This is a genomic window from Streptomyces sp. FIT100 (assembly GCF_024584805.1).
Classification (GTDB): domain Bacteria; phylum Actinomycetota; class Actinomycetes; order Streptomycetales; family Streptomycetaceae; genus Streptomyces.
This window is the reverse complement of the sequence record NZ_CP075715.1, coordinates 1,683,775-1,699,506: the sequence shown is the minus strand read 5'-3', so window position 1 is coordinate 1,699,506 and position 15,732 is coordinate 1,683,775. Positions and strand designations below refer to the sequence as shown.

Below are 15,732 nucleotides of genomic sequence, written 5' to 3'. Positions count from 1 at the left end.
TCGGAGGCAGGCTACGCCCTCGGCCCCACCCGCCGCCCCCTGCCGGCAGCGGGCATGATGGGCCGGTGCGACTCGAACCGATCACCTGGGAACGGCTGACCGAAGCCGTTGCCGACCGGCTCCTGGAGACCGAGGCGGCCGACGGCGGCCCCTGGCTTCGCGTCGCCGTCGACGGCGCCCCCGCCGCCGGGACCGGTGCCGCGGCCGGAGCCCTCGCCGACGCACTGCGGCTGCGCGGCCGTTCGGTGCTGGTGGTCGGCGCGGACGGATTTCTGCGGCCCGCGTCCCTGCGGTACGAGCACGGGCGTGAGGACCCCGATACGTACTACGTGGGCTGGTTCGACACGGGCGCCCTGTGGCGCGAGGTGTTCGGACCGCTGGAGCCGGGCGGCTCGGGACGGGTGCTGCCGGATCTGTGGGACCCGGTCACCGACCGCGCGACCCGCAGTCCGCACCGCGAACTGCCGCCCGGCGGTGTGCTGGTGCTGCACGGACCGCTGCTGTTCGGCCACTGGTTCCCCTTCGATCTGACACTGCACCTGCGGCTCTCGGCGGGCGCACTGCACCGCCGCACCGACGAGGCGCAGCGGTGGACGCTGCCCGCGTTCGAACGGTACGAGCGCGAGGTGGACCCGGTGAAGGCCGCCGAACTCGTCGTCCGCGCCGACGATCCGCGCCACCCGGCGTGGAACGCCCCGTGGGGGAGCGCCTAGGTCGCATTGTTCACAGTCCCGTCTGCCCGGCGACGTCTGGCACGCTTCCCCCCCAGAGTTCGCGCCTGGGAGGTGTCCCCGCCCCCGTGGCCCTTCGGGTACGGGAGGTGTCCCCACCGCATGGACTCCGTCCCCCGCCTTGCGATCGCACGCACCAGACGCCGCCGGGCCCGCCCTCCGGGCGGACGACGCCACTGTGAAGACCCTCCCTGGAGGGATCACCGTCGTGGCGGCTGCGGTCCGCTGCCGTCGGGGTCCGGCGGCCGGCCGCCGTACAGGGTGACCGCCCGCGCGCCCGCGCGGCAGCCCTCCCCGGCCGCGGCCGCCGGATCCGCGCCCGCCAGGAACGCGGCGAGGAACGCGCCGGTGAAGGCGTCGCCCGCACCCGTCGAGTCGACCGCCGCAGCACGGACCGGCGGGACACGGCCCGTCACCGCACCCGACTCGGCCACCAGCGCCCCCTCGGCGCCGAGCGTGACGACGGCCAGCGGCGCCCGACGGCTCAGCTCGGCGGCGGCCTCGGCCACGTCCGGGACGCCGGTGAGCAGCCGGGCCTCGTCGGCGTTGGGCAGGAGCACGTCGGCGCCCTCCGACGCGGCGAGGAAGCGGTCCACGCCGACCGCGGTGAGGAAGCCCGCGGAAGCCGGGTCCACGCTCACCGGGATGCCCCGCTCGCGGGCGTCCGCCAGGGCGCGGACGGCCAGTTCCCGGCTGGGGGCCGCGAAGAAGAGATAGCCGGAGAGATGGAGTCGGCCGACCCCGTCGAGCAGGGCGGGCGACCAGTCGGCGGGGGAGATCCGCAGGGCCGCCCCGCTGTCGGTGAGGAAGGTGCGCTCGGCGCGGGCGTCGACGAGCGCGACGACCGTGGCGGTCCGCGCCTCGGGATCGGACACCAGCAGCGGCCGCACCCCCGAACGGCGCAGATGCCGGTCGTGCCACGACGCACTCTCGCCGCCGACCCGGCCGAGGAGCCGTACGTCCGCGCAGCCCGAGTACGCGGCCCAGCAGGCGGCGTTGGCGCCCGCACCGCCCGGGAGGGTGCGTATCTCGGCGGCCGTGTCGGTACCGTGCGAGAGCGCTCCGCCATGTCGCGCCACCACATCGGTGGCCACGTCGCCGATGACGAGCAGCGCGCCGCTGCCCGCTCCGCCTCCGCTGCCCGCTCCGCCTCCGCTGCCCGCTTCGCCCCGGCCGCCCGCTCCGCTGCCGTGCGGGCCGGGGCCCGGCGGACCGTCCGCGTACGCGCCCGGGTCGGTCACAGCGCCGCCGCGATCTGCGCCGCCAGCCGGACATTGCCGCGTACGGCCGCCAGATTCGCCTCCAGCGAGGCGCCCTTCGTGTGCCGCACCAGATGGTCGAGGAGGAAGGGTGTGACCGCCTGGCCCGTGATGCCGCGCTCCTGGCACGCCTCCAGCGCCTCCGCCAGCACCCGGTCGTGCAACTGCGGATCGAGCTGCTCGTCCTCGGGCACGGGCCGGGCGACGATCAGCGCCGCGTCGGGGCCGCCGAGCGCGTCCTGGGCGCGTACCACCTCCGCGACCTCCTCGGGCGTACGGACCGTCCAGTCGACCGGCTCCCCGGAGGAGGTCAGGTAGAAGCCGGGGAACCGGTCGGTCCCGTAGCCGAGGATGCCCACACCGAGTGTCTCCAGGCGCTGGAGGGTCGCCGGGACGTCGAGGATCGACTTCACCCCGGCGCAGACGACGGCGATCCTCGTCCGTGCGAGGAGCCGCAGGTCCGCCGACTCGTCCTGGGTCGTGGTCCACTCGCGGTGGACGCCGCCGAGCCCGCCCGTCGCGAAGACGCGGATCCCGGCGCGGGCGGCGAGGAACGCGGTCGCGGACACCGTCGTCGCCCCGCTCGCCCCCGCGGCGAGCGCGGGCGCGAGATCGCGGTGGCCGAGCTTGCGCACGTCCGGATCGGTCGCGACCCGCTCCAACTGGCCCTTGTCCAGACCGACATGGGCCCTGCCGTCCAGGACGGCGATCGTCGCGGGCACCGCACCGCCGCTTCTGACCAGCGACTCCAGCTCCTCCGCCACCGCCAGATTGCGCGGACGGGGCAGCCCGTGCGCGATGATCGTGGACTCCAGGGCGACGACGGGCCGGCGCGTGTCCAGCGCCTCCCGTACCTCTTCTGACAGCAGCAGCGTGGTCTCCGGCATGTCCCATCCCTGGCACGCGGGCGCCCCGCCCAAACGCTTCGACAGATGCGGACATGCGACCCCCGGCCCCGCCTTGGGGCGGGGTGAAGGAGCCCGCCGGGACGCTGCCGACGGTGTACGGCGTCAGTCTCCCGGGCGCACCGGATGCGGAGGCACCGCACGTGGAGGCACCGGACGCGGTCGCACCGCGCGGAGGACCGCCAGGGCGGCAAGAGGGAGCAGCAGTCCCGCCCCGATCGCGTTGAGCCAGCCGTAGCTCGCCTGCGACACGATGAGGCCGGCCGCCACGCCGCCGACGCCCGCCGCCGCGTTCATCGTCAGGTCGGACAGTCCCTGGACCGCGGCGCGGGCGGGGCCCGGGACCGAGTCCGTGAGCAGCGCGGAGCCCGACACCAGCCCCGCGGACCAGCCGAGGCCGAGCAGGAACAGGCCCGCAGCCGTACGCCCGTGGCTCGCGCCCGCAGTGCCGGCCAGTAGCGCCGCACAGGAGAGCAGTCCCACGGCCAGCCCGATCACGGTGAGCCGGCCGAAGCGGTCGGACAGCCGCCCCATCACCGGTGAGAACGCGTACATCCCCGCGATATGGCCGCTGATGACCAGGCCGATAAGCTCGATCCCGGCGCCGTGGTGGCTCAGCGCCACCGGGGTCATCGACATGATCGACACCATCGCGGTGTGCGCGACCGTGACGGTGAGCAGCGCGAGCCGGGCGCGCGGGGACTCCCGCACCGCTCGTACACCCGCCCGCAGCGAACGTCCCTCGCGCGAGTCCTCCCCGGCGGGCGCCAGCGCCCGCGCCGTCAGCAGCGGGTCCGGGCGCAGCAGTACGGCGACGACCACCGCCGAGACCAGGAACACGCCGGCCGCCCAGAGGAACGGGCCGGCCGACTGCGGAATCCCGAGCCCGGACACGCTGTGCCCGGCGGGAGCGGCGATGTTCGGCCCGAGCACCGCCCCGATCGTGGTCGCCCACACCACCGTGGAGATGGCCCGGGCCCGCCGGTCGGGCTCCGCCAGGTCCGCGGCGGCGAACCGCGCCTGCAGATTCGCCGACGACGCCGCGCCGAACCCCGCCATCCCCAGCAGAAGCAGCGGAAAGCTCCCGACAGCCGCCGCCAGCACGACGACGCCCGCGCCGACGGCCCCGATCAGATACGCCACGACCAGGCCGGGGCGTCGCCCGCGAGCGGCCGTCAGCGCCGCGAGCGGCACGGACAGCAGCGCCGTCCCGGCGACGGTGGCCGTCGGGGCGAGCCCGGACAGCGCCTCGGTCCCGCTCACCTCCTGGGCGAGCACCGCGGCCAGGGCGATGCCCGTCGCCACACCGAGCCCGCCGAGGATCTGGCTCGCGATGAGGACGGCCGTGATCCGCCGCCGCAGGGCGGGCAGAGCGGCGGCATCCGTCACAGCCGCCTCGACCGGCGCGGGAGCGGACTTCTCCCCGGCGCTCATCGGGCGACCGGCCCCGGGCCCGGGAGCACGGTCCGGGGGACCGGCATCACGGGCGCGCCGGGAGCTGTCGCGTCGGCGGGGTCGGCAGGGTCGGCAGAGGCAGTGGGCACCGCCGCAGTGTGCCAGTCACGCACGCCTGTACGAAACAGTCGGTCTCAGAACAGCGGCTCGGGCAGCACGCCCTCCAGCGCCAGCAGCCGCCGCTTGGTCTCCAGACCGCCCCCGAAACCGCCCAGGCCGCCGTCGCTCTCCACCACCCGATGGCACGGGACCACCAGCGGCAGCGGATTCGACCCCATCGCCGCGCCCACCGCCTGGGCCGCCCCCGGCTGCCCCACCCGCTCGGCCAGCTCGCCGTACCCGACGACCGTCCCGTACGGCACACCGGACGCGAGCTCGCGCAGCACCTGGCGGTTGAATCCGGACGTCAGCGACCAGTCCAGCGGCAGCCCGAAGTCCCGGCGTGTGCCCGCGAAGTACTCATCGAGCCGGCGTATCGGCTCGGAGAGGCGGCCCGACGCGGACTCGGCCGGATCTCCGCCCAGCCGCGCCGCCAGCTGCCCGAGCGCCCTGTCCCGCACCGGCGCGTCGGCGTGGAAGACGACGCTCACCAGCCCTTCCCCCGTGGCGGCGAGCAGCAGCGGCCCGATGTCCGAGCCCACGACGGTCCACTCGAAGCTGTTCATGCGGACACCGTACGACCGGCCACTGACAATCTTCCTGACCAGCGAAAACACCGGGAAATCCAGCGAAGGGAGGGTTCTGTGCAGTAGTCGTGGGGAAACCGCCCCCGGTGTTTGTTCTCGTTCCCGCTCGTCCTACTCTCGCCCGGTGGTACAAGGCTTGCTCGACGGGGGGACACAAGGACACGAGCGGCACCGGGGCACGAGCGGCCGAGGGTGCGAGCGGCACAAGGGGCGAAGGGCATAGAGGTATGCAGGGCACTGTCGACGGTTTCAGTTACGGCCTCGTCACACCTGTGGCCGCGTATGTCATGGCCTGCCTGGGTGGCGCGCTGGGGCTGCGCTGCACCAGCAGATCCGTACGCAACGGCGAGTCGTTCAAGCCCGGCTGGCTGGCGCTCGGCGCCATCTCCATCGGCTCCGGCATCTGGACCATGCACTTCATCGCGATGATGGGCTTCACCGTCGCCGAGGCGCCGATCAGCTACGACCGGCCGACGACCTTCGCCAGCCTCGGCATCGCCGTCGTCATGACCGGGATCGGCATCTTCATCGTCGGCTACCGCGGCGCGACCGCGATGGCCCTGGTCACCGGCGGCACCATCACCGGTCTCGGTATCGCTTCCATGCACTATCTGGGCATGGCCGGGATGAGACTCCAGGGGCGGCTCGAGTACGACACCCTCACCGTCGCCCTCTCCGTCGTGATCGCCGTCGTCGCGGCCACCTCCGCCCTCTGGGCGGCCGTGTCCATCCACGGGTTCCTGCCGAGCCTCGGAGCCAGCCTGGTCATGGGCGTCGCGGTGAGCGGAATGCACTACACCGGCATGGCGGCCGTCAGCGTCCACCTCCACGGCAGCGTCCCCCCTGGCGCCGTCGGGGACTCGCCCGCGACCCTCATCGCCCCGCTGCTGATCGGCCCCGCGGTCTTCCTGGCCCTGGCGGGCGCGGTCGTCATGTTCGATCCGCTGCTCGTGACGGGCGGGTCGCAGGGGCAGCGGCAGCCGGACGAGCGCACGCCGGCGGCCGGGAAGGCCCGGGCGGGCGTCCCCGCGCAGCGCCGGCTGCCGTCCTACGGCGAGCCCGCGAACTGGTCGGCCCCCTCCCGCTCGGCCCGCCGCGCCGCCCAGCGCTCCCGCCAGCGCTGACCGCCGTCCGCCGTCCGCCGTCCGCAGTCCGCGGGCCACCGCCCACCCGGCCACCGGAGTCCCGGCCCGGTCCCGCCCCGGAATCCCGGCCGGATCCCGGACCGGGCACGGCTGTCAGTGGTGGGTCGTACGGTGGTTCCATGCGGCCCGTTTCCCAGATCGAACGCACGATGGCGCCCTTCGAGGTCGTCAGCCCCTACCGGCCCAGCGGTGACCAGCCTGCGGCCATCGCCGAGCTCGAAAAGCGCATCCGCGCAGGTGAGAAGGATGTCGTCCTGCTCGGTGCGACCGGCACCGGCAAGTCGGCGACCACGGCCTGGATGATCGAGAAGCTCCAGCGCCCGACCCTCGTCATGGCACCGAACAAGACGCTCGCCGCCCAGCTGGCCAACGAGTTCCGCGAGCTCCTGCCGAACAACGCGGTGGAGTACTTCGTCTCGTACTACGACTACTACCAGCCCGAGGCGTACGTCCCGCAGTCGGACACCTACATCGAGAAGGACTCCTCGATCAACGAGGAGGTCGAGCGGCTGCGCCACTCCGCGACGAACTCGCTGCTGACCCGCCGGGACGTGGTCGTCGTCGCCTCGGTCTCCTGCATCTACGGCCTGGGCACCCCGCAGGAGTACGTGGACCGCATGGTGCCGCTGAAGGTCGGCGAGGAGACCGACCGCGATCAGCTGCTGCGCCGCTTCGTCGACATCCAGTACACGCGCAACGACCTGGCGTTCACCCGCGGCACCTTCCGGGTCCGCGGCGACACCATCGAGATCTTCCCGGTCTACGAGGAGCTGGCCGTCCGGATCGAGATGTTCGGCGACGAGATCGAGGCGCTCTCCACGCTCCACCCGATCACCGGCGAGGTCATCAGCGACGACCACGAGCTGTACGTCTTCCCCGCCAGCCACTACGTGGCCGGCCCGGAGCGCATGGAGAAGGCGATCAGCGGAATCGAGCGCGAGCTGGAGGAGCGTCTGGCCGAGCTGGAGAAGCAGGGCAAGCTGCTGGAGTCCCAGCGGCTGCGCATGCGCACGTCGTACGACATCGAGATGCTCCGCCAGATCGGCACCTGCTCCGGCGTCGAGAACTACTCGATGCACTTCGACGACCGGTCCCCCGGCAGCGCGCCCAACACCCTGCTGGACTACTTCCCGGAGGACTTCCTCCTCGTCATCGACGAGTCCCATGTGACCGTCCCGCAGATCGGCGCGATGTACGAGGGCGACGCGTCCCGCAAGCGCACCCTCGTCGAGCACGGCTTCCGGCTGCCCTCCGCGCTCGACAACAGGCCGCTGAAGTGGGAGGAGTTCCAGCAGCGGATCGGCCAGGCCGTCTATCTGTCCGCCACCCCCGGCCCGTACGAGCTCTCCCGCTCCGACGGCTTCGTCGAGCAGATCATCCGCCCCACCGGCCTCGTCGACCCGGAGGTCGTCGTCAAGCCGACCGAGGGCCAGATCGACGACCTGGTGCACGAGATCCGCAAGCGCACCGAGAAGGACGAGCGCGTCCTCGTCACCACGCTCACCAAGAAGATGGCCGAGGACCTCACCGACTACTTCCTGGAGCTCGGCATCCGGGTCCGCTATCTGCACAGCGACGTCGACACGCTCCGCCGTGTCGAGCTGCTGCGCGAGCTGCGCGCCGGCGAGTACGACGTCCTGGTCGGCATCAACCTGCTCCGTGAGGGCCTCGACCTCCCCGAGGTGTCGCTGGTGGCGATCCTCGACGCCGACAAGGAGGGCTTCCTCCGCTCCGGCACCTCCCTGATCCAGACCATCGGCCGCGCGGCGCGCAACGTCTCCGGACAGGTCCACATGTACGCCGACAAGATCACCCCGGCGATGGAGAAGGCGATCGAGGAGACCAACCGCCGCCGCGAGAAGCAGGTCGCGTACAACAAGGCGAACGGCATCGACCCGCAGCCGCTCCGCAAGAAGATCAACGACATCGTGGCCACCATCGCCCGCGAGGAGGTCGACACCGAGCAACTGCTCGGCACCGGCTACCGGCAGGGGAAGGACGGCAAGGGCGCGAAGGCCCCGGTGCCGTCGCTCGGCGCGCACGCCGTCAAGGGCGCGGCCAAGGGTGCCAAGGCCGCCAAGGGCGGCAAGGCGGCGGCCGGCAGCAAGGGCGAGATCACGAGCGACCGCCCGGCGGCCGAACTCGCCGGAATCATCGAGGAGATGACCGACCGGATGCGGGCCGCGGCGGCAGAGCTCCAGTTCGAGATCGCGGCACGGCTGCGCGACGAGGTCGGCGAGCTGAAGAAGGAGCTCCGGCAGATGAAGGAGGCAGGGCTGGCCTGACGCACCGGCAGGTGTGTTTCAAGACCGACACAAAACCAGCCCAAGTCTGCTGCTCCGTCGGCACGCATGCGTAGGGTACGGGGCAACCGCACACACGGACGGTTGCGGGGGAAACAGGGAGAGGGGACAGCGCGTGGTGGACGTATCCAAGGGCGGCACGCCCGGGGGTCCTGGCGTCAATCTGACCAAGGGACAGGCCATCAGCCTGGAGAAGAAGGGCGGGGGCACCCTCACCGCGGTGCGGATGGGACTCGGCTGGCAGGCGGCGCCGCGGCGCGGGCTGTTCGGCTCGCGGACGCGGGAGATCGACCTGGACGCGTCGGCGGTGCTCTTCGCCGACAAGCAGCCCGTCGACGTGGTCTTCTTCCGCCACCTCGTCAGCGATGACGGCTCGGTCCGCCACACCGGCGACAACCTGGTCGGCGGTGCGGGCCAGGGCGGCGACGACGAGGCGATCCTCGTCGACCTTCAGCGCGTGCCGGTCCACATCGACCAGATCGTCTTCACGGTGAACTCGTTCACCGGCCAGACCTTCCAGGAAGTGCAGAATGCGTTCTGCCGCATCGTCGACGAGACCAACGGCCAGGAGCTCGCCCGGTACACGCTGGACGGCGGCGGGCAGTACACCGCGCAGATCATGGCGAAGGTCCACCGCGCCGGCTCCGGCTGGCAGATGACGGCCCTCGGCAACCCGGCCAACGGGCGTACGTTCCAGGACCTGATGCCCGCGATGCTGCCGCACCTGTAGACACGGCCGCGTCCGCCCTGACCGCGCAGCTCCCGGAGGCAGCCGACCACCGGGAGCTGCACCGCATACCACCGAGGCACCGAGGGGACTGAGCCGATGACGGCCGAGCTGGTACGGGGGCAGAATCATCCGCTGCCCCACGCCCGACTCGAGATCCGGGTGTCGGCCGGTAAACCGGTCGTGGCCGGCGTGACCCTGGGCGATGAGGAAGGCCGGGTTCCGGGCGCCGAATGGGTCGCCCATCCCGGCCGCTCCGGGCTGCCCGGCATCGAGGTCTCCCGGCAGGCCACCGCCGACCACCGGCTCACGGTGGACCTGGACTCGGTGCCCGCGGCCGTGCACCGGGTGACGGTGCTCCTCGCGCTGCCCATCGGACCGGCGGCCCCGGTCCGCTTCGGCGCGGTCGCGGCCCCGTTCGTCGCCGTCGCCGCCCCCGACGGCACCGAGATCGTCAGCTACACCGTCACCGACCTGGACTCCGAGTCCGCCGTCGTCGCCCTGGAGTTCTACCGCCGCCAGGACGCCTGGAAAGTCCGCGCCGTCGGCCAGGGGTACGCGGGCGGCCTCGCCGCACTCCTCGGCGACCAGGGCATCGACCGCGCCGGGGAGCTGGCGGCCGCCATCCAGGAAGCCGTGGCGCCCGGCCTCGCGCGTACGGTCGGTACGCCCCCGCCGCGCACGACCGAGGTACGGCGGGGCGCGGCGGCGGCATCGAACGGCACACCGGGCGGCGACGCAGGTCCGGGTCCCGGCCCAGGACCCGCCGTCGGCCCCGGCCCCGGCCCGGGAGCGGCCCCGGAGCCGCTCCCCACGACGCCCCCGCCGCCGGCGCAGACCCACGACGGCCCGATCAACTACACGCACCCCGGCAGGCAGTCGGCCGCGCCCCCGCCGCCGCCCCCGGCGGCCCCGCCCGCCGAGCCGGGCCGGCCGCCCGTCCCGGTGGCCGGAGACGCCACCGGCTGGTCCCTGGAGGAGCGCCTCTACAACCAGGTCTGGGGCATGTTCGAGGACCTGGCCCGCACGACGGCCGCGTACCGCAGCGCTGTCGACTTCGCCGAGTCCCGGCTCGACCAGGAGCTCGACCGCGCCCTCTCCGACCCGCGCAACCGCATCGGGGGCTCCGGCGACGCCGCCCGCGAGGCGGCCCGCGCCAAGCACGACCGGCTCACCGAGCAGGCCAGGGAGGTCCTCGACCGCGACCTCGCCCAGCTCGCCGCCGAGTCCGACGTCGTCGAGCCGGCTCTGCCGCCCGCCTTCGCCCGCTGGGACAACCCCGTCTGGCACGCCTACCGGGTCCCGATGGAGATCCCGATGGCCCTGCGCCTCGGCGATCTGCACCTCCCCGAGAGCCCCGAGCTGCGCATCCCCATGCTGATCCGGCTGCCGCTGGAGCGCGGTCTGTGGGTCGACAGCGGCCGGGCCGCGTCCGAGGCCGCCTCGATGATGGACGAGGGGCAGCTCCGCAGGCTCGCCATGGACACCGCGGTCACCCACGCGGCCCGGCTGCTCGCGGTCTACCCCGCCGGTGAGTTCACCGTCCACGTCATCGACCCGGCCGGCTCCGCCGCCGCCTCCCTTGCCCCGCTCGTGCACTCCGGCGTCCTCGACGAGCCGCCCGCCTCCGGCGCCCAGGGCGTCTCCACCGTGCTCGCGAAGCTCACCCAGCGGGTCGACCTCGTGCAGATGGCGGTCCGCGGCGGCGCCTCCGACGCGCTGCCGCCCGACCTGGACACCGCCGAGCAGCTGCTGATCGTCAACGACTTCCCGCACGGCTTCGACGACCGGGCCGTGACCCAGCTGCGCTACCTCGCCGACGAGGGCCCGGCGGTCGGCGTCCATCTGATGCTGGTCGCGGACCGCGAGGACGCGAGCGCGTACGGGCCGGTGCTCGACCCGCTCTGGCGCTCGCTGCTGCGCGTCACGCCGGTCCCGGACGACCACCTCGCCGACCCCTGGGTGCAGCACACGTGGACGTACGAGCCGCCGCGCGTACCGCCGGGCAGCCAGGTGCTCCAGCAGGTGCTGGCCCAGGTCGCCGAGGCCCGCCGCACTTGGCGGCGCTGATCGGGGAAGCCCTCCGGCGAACCGGCTCCGACCTGCTTATTTGACGCTTACATTACCCTCGCCTTTACCTTTCCTTGGTCTTTCCTGTACTGTTCTTTGCGCGGAGGGGAGTACTCCCACGTGCGGCGTGCCCGTCAATACGGACGGCAGACACAGACCAGTCCCGGGGCGCCGGCCCGTGGTGCGGCAGCAGTATGCCGCCCGGGTGGAAGAGACCTCCGGCAGCGACGACGCTGATCAGTAGCCGTACGACGCCGGAGGCGCAGTGGACGTTTCATTGACCCTGTGGGTGCTGACCATTCTTGGTCTGGTCGCCCTGATCGCGGTCGACTTCTTCATCGGGCGCAAGCCGCACGATGTGTCGATCAAGGAAGCCGGAATCTGGACGGTCGTCTGGATCGTCCTCGCCGTGCTGTTCGGCGTGGGCCTGCTGGTGGCGGGCGAGAGCCAGGCGTCCGGCGAGTTCTTCGCGGGCTTCATCACCGAGAAGTCGCTCAGCGTCGACAACCTCTTCGTCTTCGTCCTGATCATGGCGAAGTTCTCGGTGCCGTCCCACCTCCAGCAGCGGGTACTGCTCGTGGGCGTGCTGATCGCCCTGGTCCTGCGGGCGATCTTCATCGCCGCGGGCGCCGCGATCATCGCCAGCTTCTCGTGGGTGTTCTACATCTTCGGTGCGTTCCTGATCTACACCGCCTGGAAGCTCATCCAGGAGGCGCGCTCCGACGAGGAGGAGGACGAGTTCGAGGAGAACCGTCTCCTCAAGTCCATCGAGAAGAAGTTCGGCGTCGCGGACAAGTACCACGGCACGAAGCTCTTCATCCGTGTCAACGGCAAGCGCGTCCTGACCCCGCTGATGGTGGTCATGCTCGCCATCGGCACCACCGACGTGCTGTTCGCGCTGGACTCCATCCCCGCGATCTTCGGCCTGACCCAGGACCCGTACATCGTCTTCACGGCCAACGCCTTCGCCCTGATGGGTCTGCGCCAGCTGTACTTCCTGATCGGCGGACTCCTCAGGAAGCTGGTCCACCTCAGCTACGGCCTGTCGGTGATCCTCGGCTTCATCGGCGTCAAACTGGTGCTGCACGCGCTGCACGAGTCCGGGGTGCACGTTCCCGAGATCTCCATCCCGTTCTCGCTGGCGGTCATCTGCGGCGTCCTGATCATCACCACGATCACCAGCCTCATCGCCTCGAAGAAGCAGGAACGGCGCGAGGCGGAGCAGTCCGCGGCGGCGGCCGAGACCGACAGCGCCGGTAAGGACAGCGCCGAGAAGGACAGCATCGGGGCCTGACGGTCCCGCACACGGACGCATGACAGCGGCCGGGCTCTCCGGGAGCCCGGCCGCTGTCATGCGTTTCCGTATGCCGTATGCCGTATGCCGTATGCCGTGCGTCGTCGGCCGGACGGGACTCCGAGGACTCGGCCTAGGCCGGCGCGACGCCTTCCTCCGCCGGTTCCGCCACCGCCGTCCGCGCCGGCAGGGTCTCCGGAAGCAGCGCGAAGCAGCCCAGACTCAGCAGGGCGATCCCGGTCAGATACGCGGCGACGCCCCAGGGCGGACCGCTCCCGTCGGCGACCGCCGTGGCCACGACCGGTGTCAGCGCACCGCCCAGCACCCCCGCCAGGTTGTAGCCGACGGCCGCACCCGTGCACCGCACCCTCGGCTCGTACAGCTCCGGCAGATACGCCGCGACGACCGCGAACATGGTGATGAACGCCAGCAGTGCGCCCAGGAACCCGGCGAACATCAGCAGCGGCTCGGCCGTCTCCAGCAGCGCCACCATCGGGAACATCCACAGCGCGGTCGCGGTGCAGCCGGCGAGGCAGAGCGGCCGCCGGCCGTAGCGGTCGCCGAGCATGGCCGCGAACGGAGTGGCGGCGCCCTTGACGGCCACGGCGGCCATGATGCACCCGAGCATGGCCGTGCGGCCGACGCCGAGCTGCTCGGTGCCGTACGCCAGCGCCCATGTGGAGACGGCGTAGAAGACGGCGTAACCGACGGCGAGCGCCCCGGCGGTCAGCAGCACCAGCCGCCAGTGCCCGCGCACCACCTCGGCCACGGGCAGCCGGGCCGGTTCGGTGATCCGCCGGAACTGCGGGGTCTCCGCCAGCGAGCCGCGCAGCAGCAGCCCGCCCGCCGCGAGCAGCCCCGCCGCCCAGAACGGCACCCGCCAGCCCCAGTCGCGGAAGGCGGCGTCGCTCAGCCCCGCCGAGAGCGCCAGCACCACGCCGTTGGCCAGCAGGAATCCGACGGCGGGCCCGATCTGCGGAAAGCTCGCCCACAGCCCCCGGCGCGCGGCAGGCGCGTGCTCGGCGGTCAGCAGCACCGCCCCGCCCCACTCCCCGCCGAGCCCGAGCCCCTGCAGAAAGCGCAGCGTCAGCAGCAGGACCGGAGCGGCCACGCCGAGCGTCGCGTACGACGGCACACAGCCGACGAGGACCGTGGCCACACCGGTCAGCAGCAGCGACGCGAACATCACCGGCCGCCGCCCGTACCGGTCGCCGATGTGCCCGAAGAGCACGGAACCGAGTGGACGGGACAGGAAACCGACCGCGAAGGTGCCGAAAGCGGCCAGCGTCCCGGCGAGCGGGGAGAAGGTCGGGAAGAACAGCGGTCCGAGTACCAGCGCGGCCGCCGTGCCGTAGACGAAGAAGTCGTAGAACTCCACGGCCGTCCCGGCGAGCGAGGCCGCGGCAAGCCGGACCATGGACGGAGGGTGATTTTTCGGCATGCCGCGCCAACTACCCGTGATCGTCCCTGGTTACGGGGCGTACGGGAGTGTCCGGAGCGCCAGGAGGCATGCGTCGGCGTCAAGGGGGCGCCGGGAGCGACGGGCGGAACGGCACCCGCCCCCGGATCACCAGCCGCGCGCCCGCCACTCCGGCAGATGCGGCCGCTCGGCGCCCAGCGTCGTGTCGTTGCCATGCCCCGGGTAGACCCAGGTCTCGTCCGCGAGCGCGTCGAAGAGCTTCGTCTCCACGTCGTGGATCAGGCTGGCGAAGGCGTCCGCGTTCTTGTGGGTGTTGCCGACCCCACCGGGGAAGAGGCAGTCACCGGTGAAGACGTGCGGGTGGCCGTGCGGGTCGTCGTAGACCAGCGCGATGGACCCGGGGGTGTGGCCGACCAGCCGGCGGGCCGTGAGCTGGACCCGGCCGACCCGGATCGTGTCGCCGTCCTCGACCGGCACGTCGGTCGGAACCGGGATGCCCTCGGCGTCGTACCGCCCGGCGTACGTGCGTGCCCCCGTGGCCCCGACCACCTCAGCCAGCGCCTGCCAGTGGTCGGCGTGCCGGTGGGTGGTGACGACGGCCGCGATACCGTCGTCACCGATCATGCGGAGCAGGGTCTCGGGCTCGTTGGCCGCGTCGATCAGCAGCTGCTCGCCGGTCGTCCGGCAGCGCAGCAGATACGCGTTGTTGTCCATCGGCCCGACCGCGACCTTGGAGATCATCAGGTCCTTGAGCTCGTGCACATCCGCAGGACCGCCGACCTTCACTGCTCCGCTGTATGTCATGGGCCCAGCGTACTCAGCCGACTACAGCGGCGGCAGCACCGGGAGCGGCCCGCCCGTGACCTCCAGCGCCGAGCCGTCCCGGCGCCCGCACAGCCAGCCGAGCAGCTCGGCGGCGGTTCCCCGGACCGCGACCGGAGCGCCCTGCGCGCCGCCGCCCGTCGTCCAGTTCCCGGCGTGGAGGCCGCTGCCAGGGGTCCAGATCTGCCCGGTGTCCGTGACGAGGACCGTGGACCGGACGTTCGGGTGCCCGGCGAACCGCTCGGCGAGGAAGTCGATCTCCCGATAGGTGAATTCCTCGGGCAGATCCTCCAGCTCGTACCCGATGCCGAGGTCGACGTGGTGCAGCTCGACCTCGATCAGACGCCGGAACGGGACCCTGGCGGCCGCGTCCTTCACGCCGTTGCGGAGCTCCACGACGCGCGACCAGTCGGCGTCCGCCTCGGCTGCGGAGCGGAAGCGCTCGCCGGAGGCGCGTACGTCGTCGAGCTGGACGGCGAGCGTGCGCGGCGCGTCCCGCTCGATGTCCTCGTCGCGGGCCGCGGCGCTCTCGTACATGGGGCGGCCTTCGAAGACGTTCACGAGGGCGTCCGCGTTGCGGGCGATGTGGGCCAGCACATGTCCGCGGCTCCAGCCGGGGAGCCGTGACGGCTCGGCGGCCGCCGCGTTGTCCAGTCCGGCGGCTGCGCCAAGGAGCCGTTCGGTCGCCTCACGCACGGAGGCCAGGTCGCGCACAGGATCGATCATGCGGCCGACCATAGCTCCGCCACACGTTCGGGTGAAGCCGGCCGACCACCTCCGAAAATCGAATGCGCGTGCTATAGGCTCGGTGGAGGCATCCTTGGTAGTCAGGCATTCGATTCGTCAGGCAGTCATCGATCCCGTGGCCCCCTAGCCTGGAGCGGTCCGGGACCGGGGCGTGCCCCCGCTTCTCAC

General features: G+C 72.4%; 13 protein-coding genes. 6 read left to right on the top strand and 7 right to left on the bottom strand.

Annotated features, from left to right (window positions below):
* Positions 1–65: 65 nt before the first annotated feature.
* On the top strand, positions 66–713 hold the full coding sequence (locus KK483_RS07380) for a uridine kinase (RefSeq protein WP_262004406.1): 648 nt from the start codon (positions 66–68) through the stop codon (positions 711–713).
* 218 nt (positions 714–931) lie between these two features.
* On the opposite strand, the gene KK483_RS07375 is transcribed toward KK483_RS07380, so the two are convergent.
* From KK483_RS07375 to KK483_RS07360, 4 genes are all read right to left on the bottom strand, one after another.
* On the bottom strand, positions 932–1,972 hold the full coding sequence (locus tag KK483_RS07375; protein ID WP_399013581.1) for a carbohydrate kinase family protein: 1,041 nt from the start codon (positions 1,970–1,972) through the stop codon (positions 932–934).
* Complete coding sequence (locus KK483_RS07370) at positions 1,969–2,877, bottom strand: pseudouridine-5'-phosphate glycosidase (protein ID WP_262004405.1); 909 nt, start codon at positions 2,875–2,877, stop codon at positions 1,969–1,971. Before KK483_RS07370 ends, KK483_RS07375 begins: the two co-directional genes overlap by 4 nt.
* A gap of 123 nt (positions 2,878–3,000) precedes the next feature.
* Positions 3,001–4,329 (bottom strand): MFS transporter, encoded by a 1,329-nt coding sequence (locus tag KK483_RS07365; RefSeq protein ID WP_262004404.1) that lies wholly within the window; start codon positions 4,327–4,329, stop codon positions 3,001–3,003.
* A 155-nt stretch (positions 4,330–4,484) separates the two neighbouring features.
* Positions 4,485–5,015 carry a methylated-DNA--[protein]-cysteine S-methyltransferase gene (locus tag KK483_RS07360; protein WP_262004403.1) on the bottom strand — a complete coding sequence of 177 codons (531 nt, stop codon included), beginning with the start codon at positions 5,013–5,015 and terminating at the stop codon, positions 4,485–4,487.
* Positions 5,016–5,263: 248 nt separating this feature from the next.
* On the opposite strand from KK483_RS07360, the gene KK483_RS07355 reads away from it, so the two are divergent.
* The 5 genes from KK483_RS07355 (at position 5,264) to KK483_RS07335 (ending at position 12,575) form a co-directional block, all read left to right on the top strand.
* Complete coding sequence (locus KK483_RS07355) at positions 5,264–6,160, top strand: MHYT domain-containing protein (protein WP_262004402.1); 897 nt, start codon at positions 5,264–5,266, stop codon at positions 6,158–6,160.
* Positions 6,161–6,300: 140 nt separating this feature from the next.
* Positions 6,301–8,466: an excinuclease ABC subunit UvrB gene (gene uvrB, locus KK483_RS07350; RefSeq protein WP_262004401.1), complete on the top strand. Its 2,166-nt coding sequence runs from the start codon at positions 6,301–6,303 to the stop codon at positions 8,464–8,466.
* A gap of 181 nt (positions 8,467–8,647) precedes the next feature.
* Positions 8,648–9,214 carry a TerD family protein gene (locus KK483_RS07345; protein WP_242339547.1) on the top strand — a complete coding sequence of 189 codons (567 nt, stop codon included), beginning with the start codon at positions 8,648–8,650 and terminating at the stop codon, positions 9,212–9,214.
* A gap of 96 nt (positions 9,215–9,310) precedes the next feature.
* On the top strand, positions 9,311–11,281 hold the full coding sequence (locus KK483_RS07340; protein ID WP_262004400.1) for a TerD family protein: 1,971 nt from the start codon (positions 9,311–9,313) through the stop codon (positions 11,279–11,281).
* Positions 11,282–11,546: 265 nt separating this feature from the next.
* Entirely contained in the window at positions 11,547–12,575 is a 1,029-nt protein-coding gene (locus KK483_RS07335) for a TerC family protein (protein WP_262004399.1), read from the top strand.
* Positions 12,576–12,708: 133 nt separating this feature from the next.
* On the opposite strand, the gene KK483_RS07330 is transcribed toward KK483_RS07335, so the two are convergent.
* From KK483_RS07330 to KK483_RS07320, 3 genes are all read right to left on the bottom strand, one after another.
* Complete coding sequence (locus KK483_RS07330; RefSeq protein WP_262004398.1) at positions 12,709–13,992, bottom strand: MFS transporter; 1,284 nt, start codon at positions 13,990–13,992, stop codon at positions 12,709–12,711.
* 150 nt (positions 13,993–14,142) lie between these two features.
* A complete protein-coding gene (locus KK483_RS07325; RefSeq protein ID WP_262004397.1) occupies positions 14,143–14,799 on the bottom strand; it encodes an MBL fold metallo-hydrolase in 657 nt (218 codons plus the stop codon).
* Positions 14,800–14,820: 21 nt separating this feature from the next.
* On the bottom strand, positions 14,821–15,543 hold the full coding sequence (locus KK483_RS07320) for a maleylpyruvate isomerase family mycothiol-dependent enzyme (RefSeq protein WP_262004395.1): 723 nt from the start codon (positions 15,541–15,543) through the stop codon (positions 14,821–14,823).
* Positions 15,544–15,732: the final 189 nt, after the last annotated feature.